We start from the raw sequence: 19006 nt of genomic DNA, 5'->3' as shown, positions 1-19006 counted from the left end.
ACGCACCTCCCGAAACAAGACAGTTACACAGCGTACTTGTCGGCGACGCATACGAGAGACATACTGCCTAACACCGTTAGATAAACCCGGCGCATCGACCGGGGAAGACTCACCCTTTGGAGGACACATGTCAACGGCGACGCCCACACCCTCCGCGACAGCGGAACCGTCCGGTGCCATCGGCACCCTGAAGAAGAACTCCCTCGGTGCGAGGGGCATCACGTTCCTCGTCGTCTCGGCCGCCGCGCCGCTGACGGTCATCGCAGGAACCGTCCCGCTCGCCATCCTCATCGCCGGCCCCGCAGCCCCCACGGCCTACCTCGTCGTCGGCATCGCGCTGGCGATCTTCGCCGTCGGTTTCATGGCGATGACCAATCGCATCTCCCGCACCGGCGGCTTCTACACCTACATCGCCGCCGCCCTCGGCAAGCACATGGGCCTCGGCGCCGGCATCCTCGCCCTCGTCTCCTACAACGCCATGCAGATCGGCATCTACGGCCTTTTCGCCGTGAACGCCAAGGCGATGCTCGCCACGATCTTCGGCATCGACGTGCCGTGGCCCGTCCTCGCCGGCGTCGCGCTGATCGGCGTCTGGGCGATGGGCTTCACCGGCATCGACATCGGAGCGCGCGTGCTGGGCGTGCTGCTGGTCGCCGAGACCATCGCACTCGCGGTGCTCGGGGTCGCGATCCTCGTCACGGGGGGCAGCCCCGAGGGCTTCGGCACGGGCGTCTTCGCCCCCGTCAACGTCTTCACGCCGCAGTTCGCCGTGGTGCTCGGTCTCGCCTTCGCCGCCTTCATCGGCTTCGAATCGACGGTGCTGTACCGGGCAGAGGCGCGCACCCCCCACCGCACGATCCCCCGCGCGACCTACATCGCGGTCGCCGCCATGACACTGTTCTACTTCGTGCTGACGTGGCTGCTCGTCCAGGCGTACGGCGAGAGCGCCGTGCAGGCCTTCATCGGCGAGAACGGCGTCGAGACATTCCTGTTCGCCACCGCGGGCAGCCGGCTCGGCCAGGTTGCGACGAGCGTCTTCCTGCTGCTGATCGTCACGAGTGTCTTCGCCGCGCTGCTCGCCTTCCACAACTCGATCAACCGGTACACGTACGCCCTCGCCCGCGACGGCGTACTGCCCGCCGCGCTCGGCCGCACCCGTCCGCGCAACGGCACGCCCTGGGTCGCCGGCCTCGCGCAGTCGGTCCTCGCCGCGATCATCGTCGGTGGCTTCGCCCTCGCGGGTGCCGACCCTTACCGCCAGTTGCTGATCTGGGTCAACACCCCGGGCGTCGTCGGCGTCGTCGTGCTGCAAATCCTGGCCGCGGCATCCGTCGTCGTCTTCTTCATCCGCCGCGCCGGCCGCGCCGACCGGCCCCGATACGCGGTGCCCGCGGGTATCGCCGGCGGCGTGCTGATGCTCGTCTTCCTCGTGCTCATCGTCGTCAACATCGGCGTCCTGACCGGCGCCGACGACACGACCAACGCGGTCATCATTGGTGTCATCCCGGTGGCGTTCCTCGTCGGAACCGTGCTCGCCGAGGTGCTGCGACGCGTTCGACCGGCCGCCTACGCGGGCATCGGCGGTCCGGAGCAGTGACCGCGGCCGACCTCGTCGTCATCGCCGACGCGCTCCATGGCACGACCGGCGAAGCTCTGGCCGTCGCTGACGGGCGGATCGTCGCGATCGGTGATCGACGTGACACGTCGGGGTGGGCCGGCCGCGGGACACGCACCGTACATCTACCCGGCGTCGTCCTCCCCGGCCTCGTCGACAGCCACGCGCACCCCGTTCTCGGTGCGCGGGTAACGCGCGGGCTCGACCTGCAGGGTGTCCGCACTCTCGGCGAGCTCCGGACGATCCTGACGCGCGCCTGCCACGAGGCCGCGCCGGGTGCCTGGGTGCTCGGTTGGGGGCTCTCCCACGACGTGTGGGAGGGCGCCCCGATCACCGCCGCCTCTCTGGGCTCCGCTGTCGACGGCGCCCTCGTGCTGCTGCGGATGTTCGACGCCCACTCCGCGCTCGCCAGCTCCGCGGCGCTCGCCCAGGCGGGCGTCGACGGTCCGCGCACGTTCCCCTCGGGCGCGGGCGTCGCGGTGGATGCCGCGGGCACTCCGACCGGGGTGCTGCAGGAGCACGAGGCGATCGACCTGGTCGAGCGGCTCGTGCCGGTCGAACCGCTGGCCGAGGTGGCCGAGCGCCTCGCCGACCACCTGGAGCGCATGGCCGCGGCGGGTTTGACCGGCGCGCACGTCATGGACTTCGAGGGCGACCCCGCAGCCCTCTACGCGGCGGTCGAAGAGGCGGACCGGATGCCGCTGCGCCTGCGGATCCATCCGTGGGTCGACCCGGCGACGACGGAGCAGGACTGGGACGCGCTCATCGGCGCCACCGGATCGGGTGGCAGGCTCTGGCGGCTGCACGGCGTCAAGTTCTTCCTCGACGGGACGATCGACAACGGCACGGCGTGGCTCACCCACGCCGACTGCCACGGACAGTCGGTGCGCAGCACCTGGCCGTCGCCGTCACACTACGCCGCGGCGATCACGCGCTTCGCGGCGGCCAGGGTCCCCACGGCGACCCACGCGATCGGGGATGCCGCGGTGCGCCACGCTGCGGCATCCATCGCCGCCGCGCGTGCCGCCTACCCCGGCTCGCTGCACCGGATCGAGCACCTGGAGCTGACCGGCGACGACATCGTCGACGCCGTCGCCGGCAGCGGCGCGATCGCGAGTATGCAGCCCACTCACTGCACGCGGTTCATCCGCGCTGACGGCCGCGACAACTGGAGCGCGCGCGTGGGTCGGGCGCGGGCGGGGCAGTCGTGGCGCACCCGCGCCCTCGCCGATCGCGGCGTGGTGCTTGCATTGGGCTCGGATTGGCCGATCGCACCGTTCGACCCGCGGGAGATCATCGCCGAGGCGCAGACGCGCCGACACGGCGACGGTGAACCAGTCGGCGCGGCCGAAGCGTTGTCGGCCGCGCAGGCGCTGGCCGGGTACACGACCGGCGCCGCCGCCGCCTCTGGGCGCACGGCTGACGAGGGCCGGCTGGCGGTGGGCATGCGCGCCGACCTCACGGTTCTCGCCGCCGATCCGACGCAGTGCGCACCGGAGGACGTCCCGGCGCTGTCCGTCAACGCCACCGTGGTCGACGGGCGTGTGCGCCACCTGCGCGGGTGAGTCGCGCCGATCCGGCAGAATCGATCCATGGCTCCCGTGCACGATCCCCACCTTCCCGCCGACCACGCCTGCCTCATCGTGCACGGCAGCGACAAGCCCGGCATCGTCGCGGCCGTGTCGGCGATGATCACCCGCGTCGGCGGCAACATCGTCGCGTTCGACCAGTTCTCCGACGATCATCGCGGCGGCGCGTACTTCCAGCGGGTCGTGTTCCACCGCCCCGACTTCGCCCTCGAGCGTCCCGCGATCGAGGCGGACATCGCTCAGACGCTGGCCGACTTCGAGCTGGAATGGTCGCTGACCGATCAGTCGGTGCCCAAGCGCATGGCGATCCTCGCGTCGAAGCAGGACCATTGCCTCCTCGACCTGCTGTGGCGCCACCGACGCGGCGACCTGCCGGTCACCATCCCGATGGTCATCTCGAACCACACCACGACGGCCGAAGACGTCCGCAGCTTCGGTGTGCCGTTCTTCCACGTGCCCTCGGTCGCGGGTCCCGACAAATCGGCGTCGGAGGAAGAGATCCTGAAGCTGCTCGTCGGCAACGTCGACTTCGTCGTGCTGGCGCGCTACATGCAGATCCTCTCGCCCGAGTTCCTCGAACGCCTCGGCGTGCCCGTGATCAACATCCACCACTCGTTCCTGCCCGCCTTCATCGGCGCTGAGCCCTACAAGAAGGCCAAGGAGCGCGGCGTGAAGCTCATCGGCGCGACCTCGCACTACGTGACGGGCGACCTCGACGAGGGTCCCATCATCGAGCAGGACACCGTGCGGGTCACCCATGCCGAGTCATCCGCCGAGCTCGCCCGGCGCGGCGCCGACGTCGAGCGTCAAGTTCTCTCCCGCGCGGTGCTGTGGCACGCGCAGGACCGCGTCATCCGTCACGGCAACCACACGATCGTCTTCTGACGTCGTCGGGCGCGCGTCAGTACACGTACTCCATGAGATCCAGTCCGAGAGCACGGAAGGCCTCGTGCGCGCGCAGCCGGTGGGCCACAGACAGGTCGTCGAAGCACACGATGAGGGCGTAGGCGGCACCGGCGCGCGGGCCCGCGATCACGCCGGCCTCGGCGCGGATGCCGTCACCGCGACCGGTCTTGTTGACGAAGAGCAGGCCGTGGCGGTCGTCGTCGTGCGCGAAGGGGTCCAGCGCGGTGCTCGCCGCGACGAGCGCCAGATCCTGGTTGAGGCTGAGCCACTCCGACACCTGCGCGCTCACCGCCGGGGAGACGACCTGAGCGTTGACGAGCCCCGCGAACAGCGTGACCAGCTCCCCCGTCGATGCGAGACCGACGTGCGGTGCGTCGTCGGGGCCGCGCTCGTCTCGGAAACCGTCGATGAGCGCGGTCTTCACGAGACCGATCTGCTCGACCCGTGCGCGGACGGCCTCGAGCCCCACGCGCTCCAGCAGCGCATTGGCGGCGGCGGCGTCGGATGCCGCCGCGGCGAGCACGGCCAGATCGCGCACCGGAAGCGCGGGAGCCGCCAACCGATGCCAGAGGCCGCCGACGGTGACCGGCGCCACCGAGCTGCGTTCGATGATCTGGAGCGGATCGAGCGTGCCCGCGTCGATCTGCGCCGCGACTTCGATCAGCAGCGGAACGACGCCGATGCCGGCGACGGGCAGCACGAGGTGGGCGTCACCCGCAAGCACCGTCTCGCCCGAGTCCAGATCCGTGACGCACACCGACACCTGCGCCCCGGCCGCGGCGACGGCGTCCAGTGCGGCGAGCGCGGTGGCGAACGAACGCGAACGGCCGGACGAGCGTCGCGGCGAACGCCGGGTCGACGCCCGCTCGCCACGCGCCTCGCTGCGCTGCGCGCGCACCTCACCTCGACGTGTCGACGATGCCCGACCTGCACTGTCCACGCGAGATGCCCCGTCCTCGATGTTCTCGCCGGCGTCGGCGTCGTGACCTTGGCGCCGGGCCGACGATCGCCGGCCCGGCGACGCCGTGGTCACCAGATGGTGACACGCTGGTCGGCGTCGAGCCACAGCGCGTCGGTCTCGGTGACGTCGAACGCGCGGTAGAACTCGTCGACGTTGCGAACGATCTGGTTGCAGCGGAACTCGTTGGGCGAGTGCGGATCGATCGTCAGCAGGCGGATCGTCTCGGCCTCGCGACCCTTCTGCTGCCAGATCTGCGCCCAGCTGAGCAGCAGCCGCTGAATGCCGGTGTAGCCGTCGATCACGGGACCATCGGCATCCTCGTCGGTCGTGTCGGCGCCGAGCGACAGGCGATAGGCCTTGATCGCGATGCCGAGTCCGCCGAGATCCCCGATGTTCTCGCCGATCGTCAGGGCGCCGTTGACGTGGTGCTCCGCGGCGAGACCCTGCGGCACGAGTTCGTCATACTGGGCGATGAGGGCACCTGTGCGCTGCTCGAACGCGGCGCGGTCGTCATCCGTCCACCAGTCGCGAAGGGCACCGGTGCCGTCGAAGGCCGACCCCTGGTCGTCGAAGCCGTGGCCGATCTCGTGGCCGATCACGGCGCCGATGCCGCCATAGTTGGCCGCGGCATCCCGGTCCAGCTCGAAGAACGGGTACTGCAGGATCGCCGCGGGGAAAACGATCTCGTTCATCAGCGGGTTGTAATACGCATTGACCGTCTGGGGCGTCATGTACCACTCGTCGCGGTCGATGGGGGCGCCGAGCTTCGCGATCTGCCGCTCGTGCTCCCACGCGTTCGTGCGACGCACGTTGCCGATCAGATCGGCGCCGTCGACCTCGAGCGCGGAGTAGTCCTTCCACGTCACGGGGTAGCCGACCTTCGGCGTGAACGCGTCGAGCTTCTCGAGGGCACGGCCGCGGGTCTCCGGGGTCATCCAGTCGAGGGTCTCGATCGAACGCCGGTAGGCCTCGATGAGGTTCGCGACGAGCTCGTCCATCGCCTCCTTGGCCGCGGGCGGGAAGTGACGCTCGACGTAGACCTTGCCCACGGCCTCGCCCATCGCCGCCTCGACGAAGCTGACGCCGCGCTTCCAGCGCTCGCGGTTGACAGGAACGCCCGTGAGCTCGGTGCCGTAGAACGCGAAGTTCGCGTCGACGAAGTCCGACGACAGGAACGCCGCGGAGGCGCGAACGATGTGCAGCCGCAGCCACGCCTTCCAGTCCTCGAGGCGATCCTCGACGAGCAGCGAACCCAGGCCCTCGAAGTAGCTGGGCTCGTTCACGTTGATCTCGGCGAAGCCGTCGCGGCGTCCAGGGGCGACCGCATCCAGCCACGGCGCGAGGTCGACGCCGACGAGCCGCTGCACGTCATCCCACGTCATGAGGTTGTACGTGGCGACGGCGTCGCGCGTGCGCACGTTGTCCCAGTGGTGGGTCGCCAGCTCGGTCTCCAGCGCCAGCACGCGGTCGGCCTGCCGCCCGGCATCCTCACCCTGCGCACCCACCCCGGCAAGGCCGAGGACCGTCTGCACGTAGTCGCGGAAGGCGACGCGGGTCTTGTCGAAGTTGTCGAGGCGGTAGTAGCTCTCGTCCGGCAACGACAGTCCGGCCTGCACGAAGAACGCGACGTAACGCTCGGGATTTCCCGGGTCGGGCTCGATGTAGACGCCGATCATGCTGCCGACGCCTTCCCGCTCCATCTCGCCGACGGTGCGCAGCAGCGCCGGGATGGAGTCGATGGCGTCCACGCGGGCCAACTGGGCCGCGAGGGGCTCGGCCCCGAGCCGCTCGATGCGCTCGATGTCCATGAAGCTCGCGAACAGGTCGCCGATCTTGCGCGCCTCCGTGCCCGGCTCCGCCGTCGTCGACTCCTCGATGATGGCCCGCACGTCCTTCTCGGCCTGCTCGGCGATCAGGTGGAACGAGCCCCAACGCGCCTTGTCGTCGGGGATATCCGTACGTTCCAGCCAGGCTCCGTTGACGTGCCGGAACAGGTCGTCCTGAGGACGGATGCCGGGGCTCAACGCGGACAGCTCGATACCCGAGCGAAGGGTGGGGGCGGTCATGCCGTACAGGATACGCGCCGCTTCTGTTCCCACGATCCGAGTTCACCACCCGTTCGCCCGGGGGGGTCGTTGCCCGAGCACCGTCGGTCGCCGAGCGCGCGCCGCGCGTCGACACGTCCCCCTCCCGCGGCCCGCGTCGTCCGCCCCCCGTAGGCTCGACGCATGCCCGCGTCGACCCTCAACCGCGAGATCCTCCGGCTGGCGGTGCCGGCCCTGGGTGCGCTGGTCGCAGAGCCCTTGTTCCTGATCGTGGATGCCGCACTGGTCGGACACCTCGGCGTCGTGCCGCTGGCCGGCCTCGGCATCGCATCGGCCGTGCTCCAGACGATCGTCGGGCTCATGGTCTTCCTCGCCTACTCGACCACACCCGCGGTGGCTCGTCGCTTCGGCGCCGGCGATCATGCCGATGCCGTACGCGCCGGTGTCGACGGACTCTGGCTCGCTCTCGGTCTGGGCGTCGTGCTGGCGATCGCGGGATCATTGGCGACCCCGGCGCTCGTGGCGCTGTTCGGCGCGGCGCCCGACGTCTCCCACCAGGCGCTGATCTACCTGCAGCTGTCGATGTGGGGCCTTCCCGCGATGCTCATCGTGTTCGCGGCGACGGGACTGCTGCGCGGCATGCAGGACACCGTCACGCCGCTGTGGATCGCGGGCATCGGCTTCGCCCTGAACGCGGCACTGAACGCACTGTTCATCTACGGGTTCGGCTGGGGCATCGCCGGGTCGGCCGCCGGAACCGTCGCGGCACAGTGGGGCATGGTCGGCGCCTACGCGGTCGTGATCGGCCGACTGGCGCAGCGGCACTCGGCATCCCTGCGTCCGCAGCGCGACGGTCTGCGCGGATCGGCCGCGTCGGGTGGCTGGCTGTTCCTGCGCACCGTGTCGTTGCGCGCGGCGTTTCTCGCGACCGTGTTCGCCGCGACCGCGCTGGGCACCGATGAGCTGGCCGGGTGGCAGGTCGCGTTCACGATCTTCTCGACCGCCGCCTTCGCGCTCGATGCGTTGGCGATCGCCGCGCAAGCGCTCATCGGTCGGGGCCTCGGGGCCGGCGATGAGTCGTTCGTCCGCCGTGTACTCGGCCGCACCGTCGCGTGGGGGGTGTGGTTCGGCGTGATCGTGGGCGCTGCGATCGCGGCGCTGTCGGGCGGGATCGGACTCGTGTTCACCGGGTCACCCGAGGTCGCCGCGCTCGTGCAGCCCGCGCTTCTCGTGCTCGCGGCCGCGCAGCCGGTGTGCGGCGTGGTCTTCGTGCTCGACGGCGTGCTGATGGGAGCCGGCGACGTGCGCTACCTCGCGGCGGCGGGCGGCCTCAACCTCGTCCCGTACCTGCCGGCCCTCGCGGTGCTGTGGCTCGTGCATCCCACCGGGGCCGTCGGCCTGATGTGGCTCGCCGTCTGCTTCTTCGGCGTGTACATGCTGGCGCGGCTCGCGACGCTCACCTGGCGCGTGCGGCGGCCGCAGTGGGTCACCGCCGGGGCGTGAGCGGCCTGCGTGCTGTCACGCCCAGCGACGGCACCACTCGTACATCACGACGGCGGCCGCCGCGCTCGCATTGATCGAGCGCGTCGACCCGTACTGGGTGATCTCGACGACGGCGGATGCCGCCGCGACCGCCTCGGCCGACAATCCCGGCCCCTCTTGACCGAACAGCAGCACACAGCGTTCGGGCAGTTGGGCGCGATCGACCGGCAGCGAGCCGTCGACGTTGTCGACTGCGATCACGGGGATCGCGGCATCCTCGGCCCATGCGGCGAATGCGGCGACGTCCTCGTGGTGCCGCACGTGCTGATAACGGTCGGTGACCATCGCGCCACGACGGTTCCACCGCCGCTTGCCGATGATGTGCACCTCGGCGGCGCCGAACGCATTGGCGCTGCGCACGATCGAGCCGATGTTCATGTCGTGCTGCCAATTCTCGATGGCGACGTGGAACGGATGCCGGTGCTCATCGAGATCGGCCACGATCGCCGCCATCGTCCAGTAGCGGTAGCGATCCACGACGTTGCGTCGATCGCCGGTCGCGAGCAGCTCCCGGTCGTAGCGCGGATCATCGGGCCACGCCGGCGGGCCGCCCGGCCACGGCCCGACCCCGACGGGGAGCTGCGGCTCGGCCGCCGCATCCTCGAGCTCGGGGTCGGTGCGCTCGGTCATCGCTCCAGGCTACCGACCCTGATCGACCGGCCTGCCGGCCGCCCTGCGTAACTCCGCCTGAGGGTGCCGGAAAGCGCGTCGCGCAGGCACTTCCCGCTACTCAGGCGGAGTTACGCGCACACCGCCCCACGCCTGCAATATTTCGGCCTCCCGAAATCTCTGGTAATTTTTCGGCATGCCGAAAAATCTCTCGCCCATGCTGGAGACGCCCGGTCGCACGGTTCGAGCCGCGCACAACGATGCCGCGCCGTCGCGAGCACGCCGTGCGGCATGGCTGCTGGGACCGGCGCTGGTCGCCGGCGTCGCCTACCTCGATCCCGGCAATGTCGCGAGCAACATGACCGCGGGGGCGCGCTTCGGCTACCTGCTTGTCTGGGTCGTCGTGCTCGGCAACGCGATGGCGTGGCTCATCCAGTACCTGTCCGCCAAGCTCGGCATCGTGACGGGACAGAGCCTCGCCGAGACCCTCGGCGACCGCCTGCGCCGTCCCTGGGCGCGCCGCGCCTACTGGCTGCAGGCCGAGCTCGTCGCCGTCGCCACCGACGTCGCCGAGGTGATCGGCGGTGCCGTCGCGCTCTGGCTGCTCTTCGGCGTGCCCCTGCCCGTCGGCGGCCTCATCACCGGGGCCGTCTCGATCGCGCTGCTGCTCATCCAGCAGCGCCGCGGAGCCCGCAGCTTCGAGTTCGTCGTGATCGGTCTGCTCGTGGTGATCTCGATCGGCTTCACCTACGGAGTCTTCATCGCCCCGCCGGATGCCGCGGGCGTCGCCGCCGGCATGATCCCTCGATTCGAGGGATCGGAGTCGGTGCTGCTCGCGGCATCCATTCTGGGCGCGACGATCATGCCGCACGCGATCTATGCCCACAGCGCCCTCGCCCGCGACCGTTTCTCCGCGGTCGGCGCGCGCGCCGCCGACCGCGCCGTCGCGACACCACGCCTGCTGCGCGCGACCCGGTGGGACGTCACGATCGCCCTGGTCGTCGCGGGCACGGTGAACCTCGCGATCCTGCTGCTCGCCGCCGCCAACCTCGCCGGCGTCGAAGGCACCGACGGCCTCGAGGGCGCGTACACCGCGCTGTCGGCGGGCCTCGGTGGCGCCGTCGCGACGATGTTCGCGATCGGCCTGCTCGCGAGCGGTCTGGCGAGCACCGCCGTCGGCGCCTATGCCGGCGCGGAGATCATGCACGGCCTGCTGCGCGTGCGCGTGCCGCTGATCGCGCGGCGCCTCGTCACGCTGGTGCCGGCCATCGTGATCCTCGCGCTCGGGGCCGACCCGACCTGGGCGCTGATCCTCAGCCAGGTGGTGCTGAGCTTCGGCATCCCGTTCGCGCTCGTGCCGCTCGTCGCCCTCACCGCCCGCCGCGACGTGCTGGGGGCGCACCGCAACCGCTGGTGGACGACCCTTGCGGGTGTCGTCGCGTCGGTGTTCCTCATCGCTCTGAACGCACTGCTGCTGTGGCTCGTGCTGACGGGCCGATAGTCACGGCCGGTAGCCTGAGAGCGTGGCTGCGAACTCCGTCGCGATCGACGACTACCTGAAGACGATCTACCACCACACCGAGTGGCAGCCCGCGCTCATCACCTCGTCGCAGCTGGCGGCCGAGCTGAAGCTCGCCCCGTCGACGGTCACGGAGATGGTGCAGAAGCTCGTCGCACAGGGTCTCGTCGACCACCGTCCGTACGGGCCGGTGGCGCTCACCGAGCAGGGCCGGCTGCGCGCGGCATCCATCATCCGTCGCCATCGCCTGATCGAGACGTGGCTGGTGCAGGAGTTCGGCTACGCGTGGGACGAGGTGCACGACGAGGCCGAGGTGCTCGAGCATACGATCAGCGACCGCCTGCTCGCCGGCATCGCAGAGCGGCTCGGGCATCCTCGCTTCGACCCGCACGGCGACGCGATCCCGGATGCCGAGGGCAACGTCCACCGCCTGCCGTTCGTGCTGCTGTCGGCCGCCGAGCTCGGGCACGCGGGTGAGGTGCTGCGGGTCAGCGACCGTGACCCCGAGCTCCTGCGCGCGCTGGAGGGAGCGGGCATCGATGTGGGGCACCGCCTCGTGGTCGCGGGAGCCGACGTGGTCCGCGTCGACGACGGCGCGACCGTGACGCTGCCCGCCGGCGCGGCCGGTGCAGTCTGGCTGACCGCCTGACCCGGGTTGCGCCCCGCCCTCGCCCGGCGAGGCTGCCCCCTGCGCGAGGATGCCCCCCGCGGGGATGTCCCAAAAGCCGTCCCCTCCGGGGCCTCCACACCGCACAATCTGGGACACGCCCCGCCATAAGTGGGACACGCCCCGCTATAAGTGGGACACGGTCGGGAGCGATGGGGGGCATCGCGACCGTGGCGCGGAGGGGCTGGCCGACAGCCTCAGCGCCGCCAGAGGCGCCGCGGACGGCTGGCCTTGAGGTAAGGCCAGGTGATGCCGGTGGCGTGCTCGCAGTAGTCCCAGAGTCGGGTCGCGATGTCTTCGCGCCGGGCCAGCTTGCTGGCTTGACCGAGCGCGGGCGGGCCGGCGACCAGTCGCGACGGCCCCCAGAACTGGCCACCGATCGCATCCGGATCGACGAGCGCCCGCACGAGCGGCCACGCTCCGCGCTCCTTGGACTGCGTGATCGGAGCCTGCAGGTTGTCGACGAAGCGCGTCATCCGCGTGGGCTCGTTGATGCCCAGGATGCCGCGGGTGCGCCCGCTGATCGCGTACCCGGGATGGGCGACGAGGCTGGCAATCGGCACGTTCGCGGCCCGCAGGCGCCGATCGGCCTCGAAGCCGAGAGCGGTCGTCGCGACCTTCGACTGCACGTAGGCCCGCCACGGCGAGTAGTTCGTCGCCAGCTCCGGGTCGACGGGGTCGTAGTTGCCCATCGCGGTCGACATCGACCCGACCCACACCATGCGACCTCGACCGGCGGCGAGCGGTAGCAGCAGCTCGCCGGCGAGCGCGTAGTGGCCGAGGGCGTTCGTCGCGAAGACCACCTCGTGCCCGTCGGCGGTGGTCTCGCGGTGGCGCGGCGGGTGCACGACGCCGGCGTTCAGCAGAAGCCCGTGCAGCCCCGCGCGACCGCGCACCGTCGCGGCGGCGGCGCGTACGGAGCCCAGGTTGCTCGTGTCGAGCAGGAGGGTCGTGATCTCGGCATCCGGCACCTGACGGCGCACGGCGACGCGTGCGGTGGCCAGCTTGTTCGGGTTGCGCCCGGTCATGATCACGTGGGCGCCCGCCTCGGCGAGCTGCAACGACGCGAAGAAGCCGAGCCCAGCCGTCGACCCGGTGACGAGGTAGCGTCTGCCGGAGAGGTCGGGGAGCGTCGTCGGGTCCCAGTCGTCGCGTGCCACGCGTCGAGACTACGGCCGGATCGCCCCGCTAGGCTGGCCCCATGCGGACACGCGCCGATATCGAATGCTGGCTCACCGACATGGACGGCGTCCTCGTCCACGAGAACAAGCCGATCCCCGGGGCCGCCGCGCTTCTCGAGCAATGGCGCGACGCGGGCACGCCGTTCCTCGTGCTGACGAACAACCCGTTCTACACACCACGTGATCTGAGCGCGCGGCTGCGCATCTCGGGGCTGGAGGTCCCCGAGGATCGCATCTGGACCTCCGCGCTGGCGACGGCCGAGTTCCTGCGCTCACAGCACCCCGGCGGCACGGCATTCGTCATCGGTGAAGCGGGTCTGACGACCGCGCTCCACGAAGCGGGCTACGTCCAGACCGAGACACAGCCCGACTACGTCGTGATCGGAGAGACGCGCAACTACTCGTTCGACCGCATCACCCAGGCGATCCGCTTCATCAACAACGGCGCGCGCTTCATCGTCACCAACCCCGACGCCACCGGCCCGACCCCCAGCGGCATCGTGCCGGCGACCGGCTCGTTCGCCGCGCTGATCACCCACGCGACGGGCAAGGCCCCCTATGTGGTCGGCAAGCCGAACCCGATGATGTTCCGCTCCGCGATGAACCGGATCGGGGCCCACTCGGAGAACACCGGCATGATCGGCGACCGCATGGACACCGACGTCGTCGCCGGCATCGAAGCGGGCCTGCACACGATTCTCGTCCGCACCGGCATCTCCGACGACGCCGAGATCGAGCGCTATCCTTTCCGCCCCGACGAGATCGTCGACTCGGTGGCCGATCTGCTGGCCGATGAGCCGGCGGAGTCCGAGATGCCCGAGGGGCTGTGACGGAGCGCAGCTCCGGTCGGCGGGTCACCCTCACCGAGGTCGCAGAGAGGGCAGGTGTGTCGCGCTCGGCGGCCTCGTTCGCGCTGAACGGCCGCCTCGACCAGCGCCTGTCCGTCGAGACGATGGCCCGCGTCCGTCGGGCAGCCGACGAGCTCGGCTACCGCGCGAACGTCACCGCGAAGACCCTGCGCACCGGCCGCTCGGGCACGGTCGCCCTGGTATCGGACTTCGTCAGCTCGACCTCCTTCGCCAACTCGATGGTGCGCGGCGCGCTGGAGCGCCTGCGCGAGGCGGGGCTGCTGCTGTTCACCGTCGACACGCAGGGCGATGCCGAGATGGAGCGCCGCTTCCTCGACGATCTCGTCGCGCGCGACATCGACGGCATCCTGTACGCGTCGATGTTCACGCGGCGCGTGACACCTCCGGCCTCCGCGCGGCACACCGCGCTGGTACTCATGAACTGCGAAGCCGATGATGCGGCGATCAGCTCGGTCGTCCCCAACGAGCGTGCCGCGGGCGCGACGGCGGCCCGGCTGCTGCAGGAGGCCGGCCACGATCGCGACATCTGGTTCGTCGGCACGCTCGCGCCCGGCCGCACCGGCGGCAGCGCGTGGCACGAGTGGGGTCCGGTCGCGCTCCCCCGCCGACTGGAGGGCATCCGCGCTCAGCTCGCCGCCGCGGGCACGCAGCTCGCCGGCGAGGTCGCCGTGGACGACGACTGGACGGTGCACGACGGGCGGGATGCCGCGGAGCGTCTGCTCGCGTCAGGAGCGCGCCCGCGCGCGGTGATCTGCGTCAACGACGCGGTCGGGGTGGGCGTGTTCCAGGCCCTTCGACGAGCCGGACTGCGGGTACCGGACGACGTGTCCCTCGTCTCCTTCGACGGCGGTGTTCTCGCCGAGGCGACCGATCCGCAACTGTTCTCTCTGCGCCTTCCGCAGGCCGAGATCGGCCGGCGCGCCGCCGACCTCCTGCTCTCCCCCGATGAGGGCATTCGGCACGAGCTCGTCGAGATGCCGGTGAGCGGCGGCGGCACGATCGCGACGCCGCGCGCCTAACGTCATCCGCGTCTGCTGCCATCCTCGCCGGCCAGCAGATCCCGGATGAGCACCGCCATGTTCCCCGACAGTCGGGCATGGTGATCGGTGACGTAGAGCACCCCGGAGTGTTCGGATACGTGGAGATCCATGATCGCCGCGGCGAACCACTCGAGCGCGACGTGCAGCTCTCCCTCACGCAGCACAGCCTCGGCGAGCATCGCCGTCACACGCCCGTCCACGACGCATCCGACGTTCCCCCGGGCGAACTGGAGCACGCGGCCGTCGGCCAGCCGGATCACGACGCAGTCACCGGTTGAACTCGATTCGAACTGCGCGTCGAAGACATCCGCGATGAGACCCAGAGGCGCGTAGAGGTACGAGCCGCGCACCAGCCGCGCACCGCCTCGACCGTGGTACTGAGCGCTCTCCCATGCGAAGGTCGCCGTCGGGAGCGGCCGGCATTGGCCCGACACCCACGCGTGCGAGCACCCGTCCGCGATAGCGATCGCGAAGTCGTCGCCACGGCGAGGAAGCTCGGAGGCGCCCGTGTGCAGACGCCCGTCCGCCGCACGCCGAAGACCCGAGAAGAAGTAGTCCCATACGAGTTCCGCGTCGTCGAAGGTCTGCCCATGGTCGCGGTTGCGCACATCGCGGAAGACATAGTCCGCCCGCTCACCCCGATAGAAGGCGAAGTTGCTCACACCGCGGATTGCGATGGCCGGCTTCTCGCTCACACCGTTGACGCGCAGCCAATACTCGCGGTTGTCGCGCACCAGCGCGATGTTGTCGGCGGTGAACGGGTGCGGCCCCTCGTCGAGGTCGAGTCGCGACTGCCAGAGCGGAACGGGACCCCCGGTGTTGATCACCTCGCCCTCGGCGTCGAACAGCAGCGACGGGTCGATCGGCGCTCCCGATCCCGCAGCCCCCGACAGGAGGTGGCCGACCTTCCTCGCGAACGTCGACGTCATGGCTTCACCCATGGACATCCCGTGCAGGAAGACGCGCTCTCGGTCGATCGAGTAGGCACTCGCGGCCCAGTCGATCAAGCCGCGGATGAGGAGAATGTCGTGATTCGCCTCCGGATCCTCCACCGGCGCATTGAGGTAGAGCCCCTCGGGGTTGGGTGCCGTCATCACCGGAACCCACTGCGGGGCGATGTCGATCGTCCAGAACCGCCGTGCCGCGGCATCCGGAAAGACGACGATGAAGCCTTCGCGATCGGCGACATTGGTCCAGGACGAGTAGACCGCCTGACCCCACCCCGTCATGAGACCGCCGTGCAGGGAGATCACGAGCGGACAGCTCCGGTCCGCGGCGTACGACTCGGGGACGTAGGCGTACCACCGATCGGTCGAACCCGGGACGATCTCGCCGGTGCACTCCTGCAGCAGCGGTGGATACGGCTGTGAGTTGTTCCCGTTCTCGTTGACGACGATCTCGGTGTTCTTCAGGTACTCGGGAAGGTAGTGGCGGTTGTCGTCATCCGGGATGCCGGGCCTGACTGCCGTCCGTGTGGTCATGAGGCTGCCTCGCTCCTGCTGCGTGTGCACGCGGCCCTGAGCGGCACCGCGCGGTTGGTTCACTATCCCCCGAGAACGCGCTCATTCTCAGCCGCCGTGTGGCGGATAACGACAGCGAGATTGCGTCCGCCGGGCGGATCAGCCGCGCAGGCGGCCTCAGCGACCATGGCTATGCCGCCGAAGCGGGGGCGACTGCGGCGATACCGCCGAGGTGATGGTGGCCGCGAATGCCGAGGAGAAGGGGTGGCGGATGAGACCTCCGCGTGCTGATCGTCCGCCGATCTGGACAGCGCGTTTCGTCAGCCTGTTCCTCATCAACTTCGTCATCACGTTCGCGCAGTTCATGACCCTGGTTCTGGTGCCCAAGCTCGCGTCCTCACTCGGTGCGAGCTCGCTGATGGTCGGGGTCGTCGCCGGCGTCTTCGCGGTGACAGCCCTCGCGGTGCGTCCGGCAGTCGGTTGGACGACCCTGGTGGTGCGCCACAACTATCTTCTCGCCGGCACGGTGGGCCTCATTCTGGTCGCGTTCGTGATGTATGGGCTCTCGGACAGCGTGCCCGTGCTCATCGGCGCACGTCTGCTGCACGGCGCGGCCATGGGGTTCCTCGCCCCCGTGACCCTCGCGATGGCCAGCGAAGCCCTGCCCCCGAGCCGCATGGCGCAGGGAATCGGGACCTTCTCCCTGGGGCAGGCTCTGAGCACAGCCCTCGGCCCCTCGGTCGGGCTATGGATGCTGGCGAGCGTCGGCTACCGGACGAGCTTCTTCATCGGCGCGGGCGTCATGCTCGTGTCGGCGATCATGGCCCTGCGCCTGAGCTCTCCTCCGGCGCAACGTCCGCGAGATGTCCGCTTCCGCTGGTCGTCCTTCATCGCCTCCGAAGCGCTTCTGCCGGCGGCAGTGATGTTCTTCCTGGCCGGCGCGTTCTCGGGCGTCAACACCTTCATCGTCCTGTACGGCGAGGCCCGCGGCGTGAAGGAGATCGGCCTCTTCTTCGCCGCCTACGCGCTGTTCATCGTGCTGTCCCGGCCACTGGCCGGAGCCCTCGGAGACGCGCGCGGCCTGTCGATCGTCATCATCCCGGGGATGGTGGTGTTCGCGATCTCGTTCGTGCTCATCGCCAATGTCGACAGCCTCGCGGGGTTCCTCCTGGCGGGGGCGGTCTCGGCACTCGGCTACGGCATCTGTCAGCCCGCCGTCCAGACGTGGGCGTTGACGTCCGTGGAGCCGGATCGCCGCGGGCTTGCGAGCAACACCAATTACATCGGCGTCGACCTCGGCTATCTCATCATGCCGATCGTCGGCGGGTGGATCGTTGCGGCGGACGTCAACACGGGAGCATCGACGCAAGCGGCGTACTCGATGATGTACCTGACGTTCATCGTCCCCGTCGCCGTCGGCCTGATCCTGTTCCTGCTCAGTCGCCGTCACCGTCCCCCTCGTCGGACGCTGGCCCCCACCGCGCCCTAGTGGCCTCGCCGACCCCTCGAAAGGACCTCTCATGAAGCCCGTCGTCAACCAAGCGATGCTCATCACCTACGCGGACAGCCTCGGCGGCAACCTCCGGGAACTGGACGGGGTGCTGAAGACGCACTTCGACGGCGCCTTCGGCGGGCTCCACATTCTGCCGTTCTTCCCATCGTCGGGCGATCGCGGCTTTGCGGTGATCGAGTACGACATCGTCGACCCCGCGTTCGGCGATTGGAACGACATCGACGCCCTCGGCGCGCGGTACTACCTGATGGCCGACTTCATGATCAATCACGCCTCGATCCGCTCGGCCGAATTCCTCGACTACATGCAGCGCGGCGATGACTCGCCGTACCGACGGATGTTCATCCATTGGAACGAGTTCTGGGGTGATCGCGAGCCCACCGAGGCGGAGATGAACGCGCTCTACCGCCGCAAGGCCCACGGCCCCTACCTCGACGTGACGCGCGACGACGGCACGGTCGTGCGCCTGTGGAACACGTTCTTCGCCGAGCAGGTCGACATCGATCCGTGGCAGCCCGTCACGCAGGAGTACTTCGCCCGCAACCTCGGCCTGCTCGCCGATCATGTCGCCCTCGTCCGGTTCGATGCGTTCGCCTACGCCGCCAAGCGCCCGGGCACGAGCTGCTTCTTCGTCGAGCCGGAGGTCTGGGACGTCCTCGAGATCGGCATGCGACCGCTGCGGGAGCGTGGCACCGAGATGCTGCCGGAAATCCATGAGAACTACCGGATCCAACTCAAGATGGCCGACAAGGGTCATTGGGTATATGACTTCGCGCTGCCCATGCTGACGTTGCACGCGCTCTTCACCGGGCGAACGGATCGGGTGCATCACTGGCTCGAGATCTGTCCGCGCAAGCAGTTCACGACGCTGGACACGCACGATGGGATCGGTGTGGTGGATGTCGTCGGTCTTCTCGAGGACGATGAGATCGACGTCGTCGTCGCGCGCGTCAACGCCCGGACGGAGCACCTGCGCGAGATCCTCCCCCTGCCCGCATCGGTGATCCGCCAAGGCGAGAAGGGCGCTCAGCGCTACCAGCTCATGTCCACGTTCTACTCGGCGCTCGGCGAGGACGACACGAGCTACCTCCTCGCGCGGGTGTTCCAGCTGTTCGTCCCCGGCATCCCGCAGGTCTATTACGTCGGCGCGCTCTTCGGGTCGAACGACGCCGCGGCGCTGGCAGAGGTGGGGGACGCACGCGCGGCGAACCGCCACAACTACACGACGGAGGAGATCGCCGAGCAGATCACCAAGCCCGAGATCCAGACTTTTCTCGACGTGCTGCGCTTCCGTAACACCTTCCCCGCCTTCGGCGGCGATTTCACGGTGATCGAGGAAGCACCCGGGGTGCTCGTTCTGACCTGGCAGGATGCCGAGAGCACGGCCGCCCTTCGCGCCGACTTCCGCCGACGCACCTTCACGGTCGACGCCCAGCGAGGAGCCGAGAGCAGCGTGACCATGTTCCGCTCGTGAAAGCGACCGCCGGTCG

Annotated in this window: 15 protein-coding genes; 10 read left to right on the top strand and 5 right to left on the bottom strand. The window is 69.7% G+C overall.

Going from position 1 to position 19006, the window contains the following annotated elements:
- The first annotated feature begins 127 nt into the window (after nt 1–127).
- From ACT53O_RS12845 to purU, 3 genes are read left to right on the top strand one after another with little or no spacing between them, the layout of a single operon-like run.
- Nucleotides 128–1597, top strand: coding sequence for an APC family permease (locus ACT53O_RS12845; protein WP_476152824.1), 1470 nt, complete (start codon nt 128–130; stop codon nt 1595–1597).
- A complete protein-coding gene (locus ACT53O_RS12840) occupies nt 1594–3180 on the top strand; it encodes an amidohydrolase (protein WP_476152822.1) in 1587 nt (528 codons plus the stop codon). The genes ACT53O_RS12845 and ACT53O_RS12840 overlap by 4 nt, the downstream gene beginning before the upstream one ends.
- A 27-nt stretch (nt 3181–3207) precedes the next feature.
- Nucleotides 3208–4089, top strand: a complete 882-nt coding sequence (gene purU, locus ACT53O_RS12835; protein ID WP_476152820.1) for a formyltetrahydrofolate deformylase — start codon at nt 3208–3210, stop codon at nt 4087–4089.
- A gap of 16 nt (nt 4090–4105) precedes the next feature.
- Here the strand turns inward: purU and ACT53O_RS12830 are convergent, their stop codons facing one another.
- On the bottom strand, nt 4106–5143 hold the full coding sequence (locus ACT53O_RS12830) for a serine hydrolase (RefSeq protein ID WP_476152818.1): 1038 nt from the start codon (nt 5141–5143) through the stop codon (nt 4106–4108).
- Nucleotides 5140–7137, bottom strand: a complete 1998-nt coding sequence (locus tag ACT53O_RS12825; RefSeq protein WP_476152816.1) for a M13 family metallopeptidase — start codon at nt 7135–7137, stop codon at nt 5140–5142. Before ACT53O_RS12825 ends, ACT53O_RS12830 begins: the two co-directional genes overlap by 4 nt.
- A 162-nt stretch (nt 7138–7299) precedes the next feature.
- Here ACT53O_RS12825 and ACT53O_RS12820 point away from each other — a divergent pair, with 162 nt between their 5' ends.
- A complete protein-coding gene (locus ACT53O_RS12820; RefSeq protein ID WP_476152814.1) occupies nt 7300–8619 on the top strand; it encodes an MATE family efflux transporter in 1320 nt (439 codons plus the stop codon).
- 15 nt (nt 8620–8634) lie between these two features.
- Here ACT53O_RS12820 and ACT53O_RS12815 read toward each other — a convergent pair whose 3' ends face one another.
- On the bottom strand, nt 8635–9288 hold the full coding sequence (locus tag ACT53O_RS12815) for a TrmH family RNA methyltransferase (protein ID WP_476152812.1): 654 nt from the start codon (nt 9286–9288) through the stop codon (nt 8635–8637).
- A 196-nt stretch (nt 9289–9484) separates the two neighbouring features.
- Here ACT53O_RS12815 and ACT53O_RS12810 point away from each other — a divergent pair, with 196 nt between their 5' ends.
- Together ACT53O_RS12810 and ACT53O_RS12805 are read left to right on the top strand one after the other, a co-directional pair.
- Nucleotides 9485–10768, top strand: a complete 1284-nt coding sequence (locus ACT53O_RS12810; RefSeq protein ID WP_476153167.1) for an Nramp family divalent metal transporter — start codon at nt 9485–9487, stop codon at nt 10766–10768.
- Nucleotides 10769–10790: 22 nt separating this feature from the next.
- Nucleotides 10791–11435: a metal-dependent transcriptional regulator gene (locus tag ACT53O_RS12805; protein WP_039416231.1), complete on the top strand. Its 645-nt coding sequence runs from the start codon at nt 10791–10793 to the stop codon at nt 11433–11435.
- Nucleotides 11436–11650: 215 nt separating this feature from the next.
- Here ACT53O_RS12805 and ACT53O_RS12800 read toward each other — a convergent pair whose 3' ends face one another.
- The gene (locus ACT53O_RS12800; protein ID WP_476152810.1) at nt 11651–12613 is read right to left on the bottom strand and encodes an SDR family NAD(P)-dependent oxidoreductase; all 963 of its coding nucleotides are present in this window, start codon (nt 12611–12613) and stop codon (nt 11651–11653) included.
- Nucleotides 12614–12654: 41 nt separating this feature from the next.
- On the opposite strand from ACT53O_RS12800, the gene ACT53O_RS12795 reads away from it, so the two are divergent.
- Nucleotides 12655–13464, top strand: a complete 810-nt coding sequence (locus tag ACT53O_RS12795) for an HAD-IIA family hydrolase (protein ID WP_294979752.1) — start codon at nt 12655–12657, stop codon at nt 13462–13464.
- Nucleotides 13461–14522: a LacI family DNA-binding transcriptional regulator gene (locus tag ACT53O_RS12790; RefSeq protein WP_347417921.1), complete on the top strand. Its 1062-nt coding sequence runs from the start codon at nt 13461–13463 to the stop codon at nt 14520–14522. Before ACT53O_RS12795 ends, ACT53O_RS12790 begins: the two co-directional genes overlap by 4 nt.
- Nucleotides 14523–14524: 2 nt before the next feature.
- Here the strand turns inward: ACT53O_RS12790 and ACT53O_RS12785 are convergent, their stop codons facing one another.
- Nucleotides 14525–16024, bottom strand: a complete 1500-nt coding sequence (locus tag ACT53O_RS12785) for a CE1 family esterase (protein ID WP_476152807.1) — start codon at nt 16022–16024, stop codon at nt 14525–14527.
- Between the two features lie 250 nt (nt 16025–16274).
- Between ACT53O_RS12785 and ACT53O_RS12780 the strand changes: the two genes are divergently transcribed.
- Nucleotides 16275–17492 carry an MFS transporter gene (locus ACT53O_RS12780; protein WP_476152805.1) on the top strand — a complete coding sequence of 406 codons (1218 nt, stop codon included), beginning with the start codon at nt 16275–16277 and terminating at the stop codon, nt 17490–17492.
- A 31-nt stretch (nt 17493–17523) separates the two neighbouring features.
- Nucleotides 17524–18990 carry a sucrose phosphorylase gene (gene gtfA, locus ACT53O_RS12775; RefSeq protein WP_347417924.1) on the top strand — a complete coding sequence of 489 codons (1467 nt, stop codon included), beginning with the start codon at nt 17524–17526 and terminating at the stop codon, nt 18988–18990.
- Nucleotides 18991–19006: the final 16 nt, after the last annotated feature.

This window comes from Microbacterium sp. DMC48 (genome assembly GCF_056313825.1).
The sequence above is the reverse complement of the archived record's forward strand: the minus strand, read 5'-3'. Positions and strand labels throughout refer to the sequence as shown.

What these genes read in the sequence shown, in the direction of transcription:
- ACT53O_RS12845 (WP_476152824.1), top strand. Translation starts at nt 128, where the DNA reads ATGTCAACGGCGACGCCCACACCCTCCGCGACAGCGGAACCGTCCGGT.
- purU (WP_476152820.1), top strand. Translation starts at nt 3,208, where the DNA reads ATGGCTCCCGTGCACGATCCCCACCTTCCCGCCGACCACGCCTGCCTC.
- ACT53O_RS12825 (WP_476152816.1), bottom strand. Translation starts at nt 7,137, where the DNA reads ATGACCGCCCCCACCCTTCGCTCGGGTATCGAGCTGTCCGCGTTGAGC.
- ACT53O_RS12820 (WP_476152814.1), top strand. Translation starts at nt 7,300, where the DNA reads ATGCCCGCGTCGACCCTCAACCGCGAGATCCTCCGGCTGGCGGTGCCG.
- ACT53O_RS12815 (WP_476152812.1), bottom strand. Translation starts at nt 9,288, where the DNA reads ATGACCGAGCGCACCGACCCCGAGCTCGAGGATGCGGCGGCCGAGCCG.
- ACT53O_RS12810 (WP_476153167.1), top strand. Translation starts at nt 9,485, where the DNA reads ATGCTGGAGACGCCCGGTCGCACGGTTCGAGCCGCGCACAACGATGCC.
- ACT53O_RS12795 (WP_294979752.1), top strand. Translation starts at nt 12,655, where the DNA reads ATGCGGACACGCGCCGATATCGAATGCTGGCTCACCGACATGGACGGC.
- ACT53O_RS12785 (WP_476152807.1), bottom strand. Translation starts at nt 16,024, where the DNA reads ATGACCACACGGACGGCAGTCAGGCCCGGCATCCCGGATGACGACAAC.
- ACT53O_RS12780 (WP_476152805.1), top strand. Translation starts at nt 16,275, where the DNA reads ATGAGACCTCCGCGTGCTGATCGTCCGCCGATCTGGACAGCGCGTTTC.
- gtfA (WP_347417924.1), top strand. Translation starts at nt 17,524, where the DNA reads ATGAAGCCCGTCGTCAACCAAGCGATGCTCATCACCTACGCGGACAGC.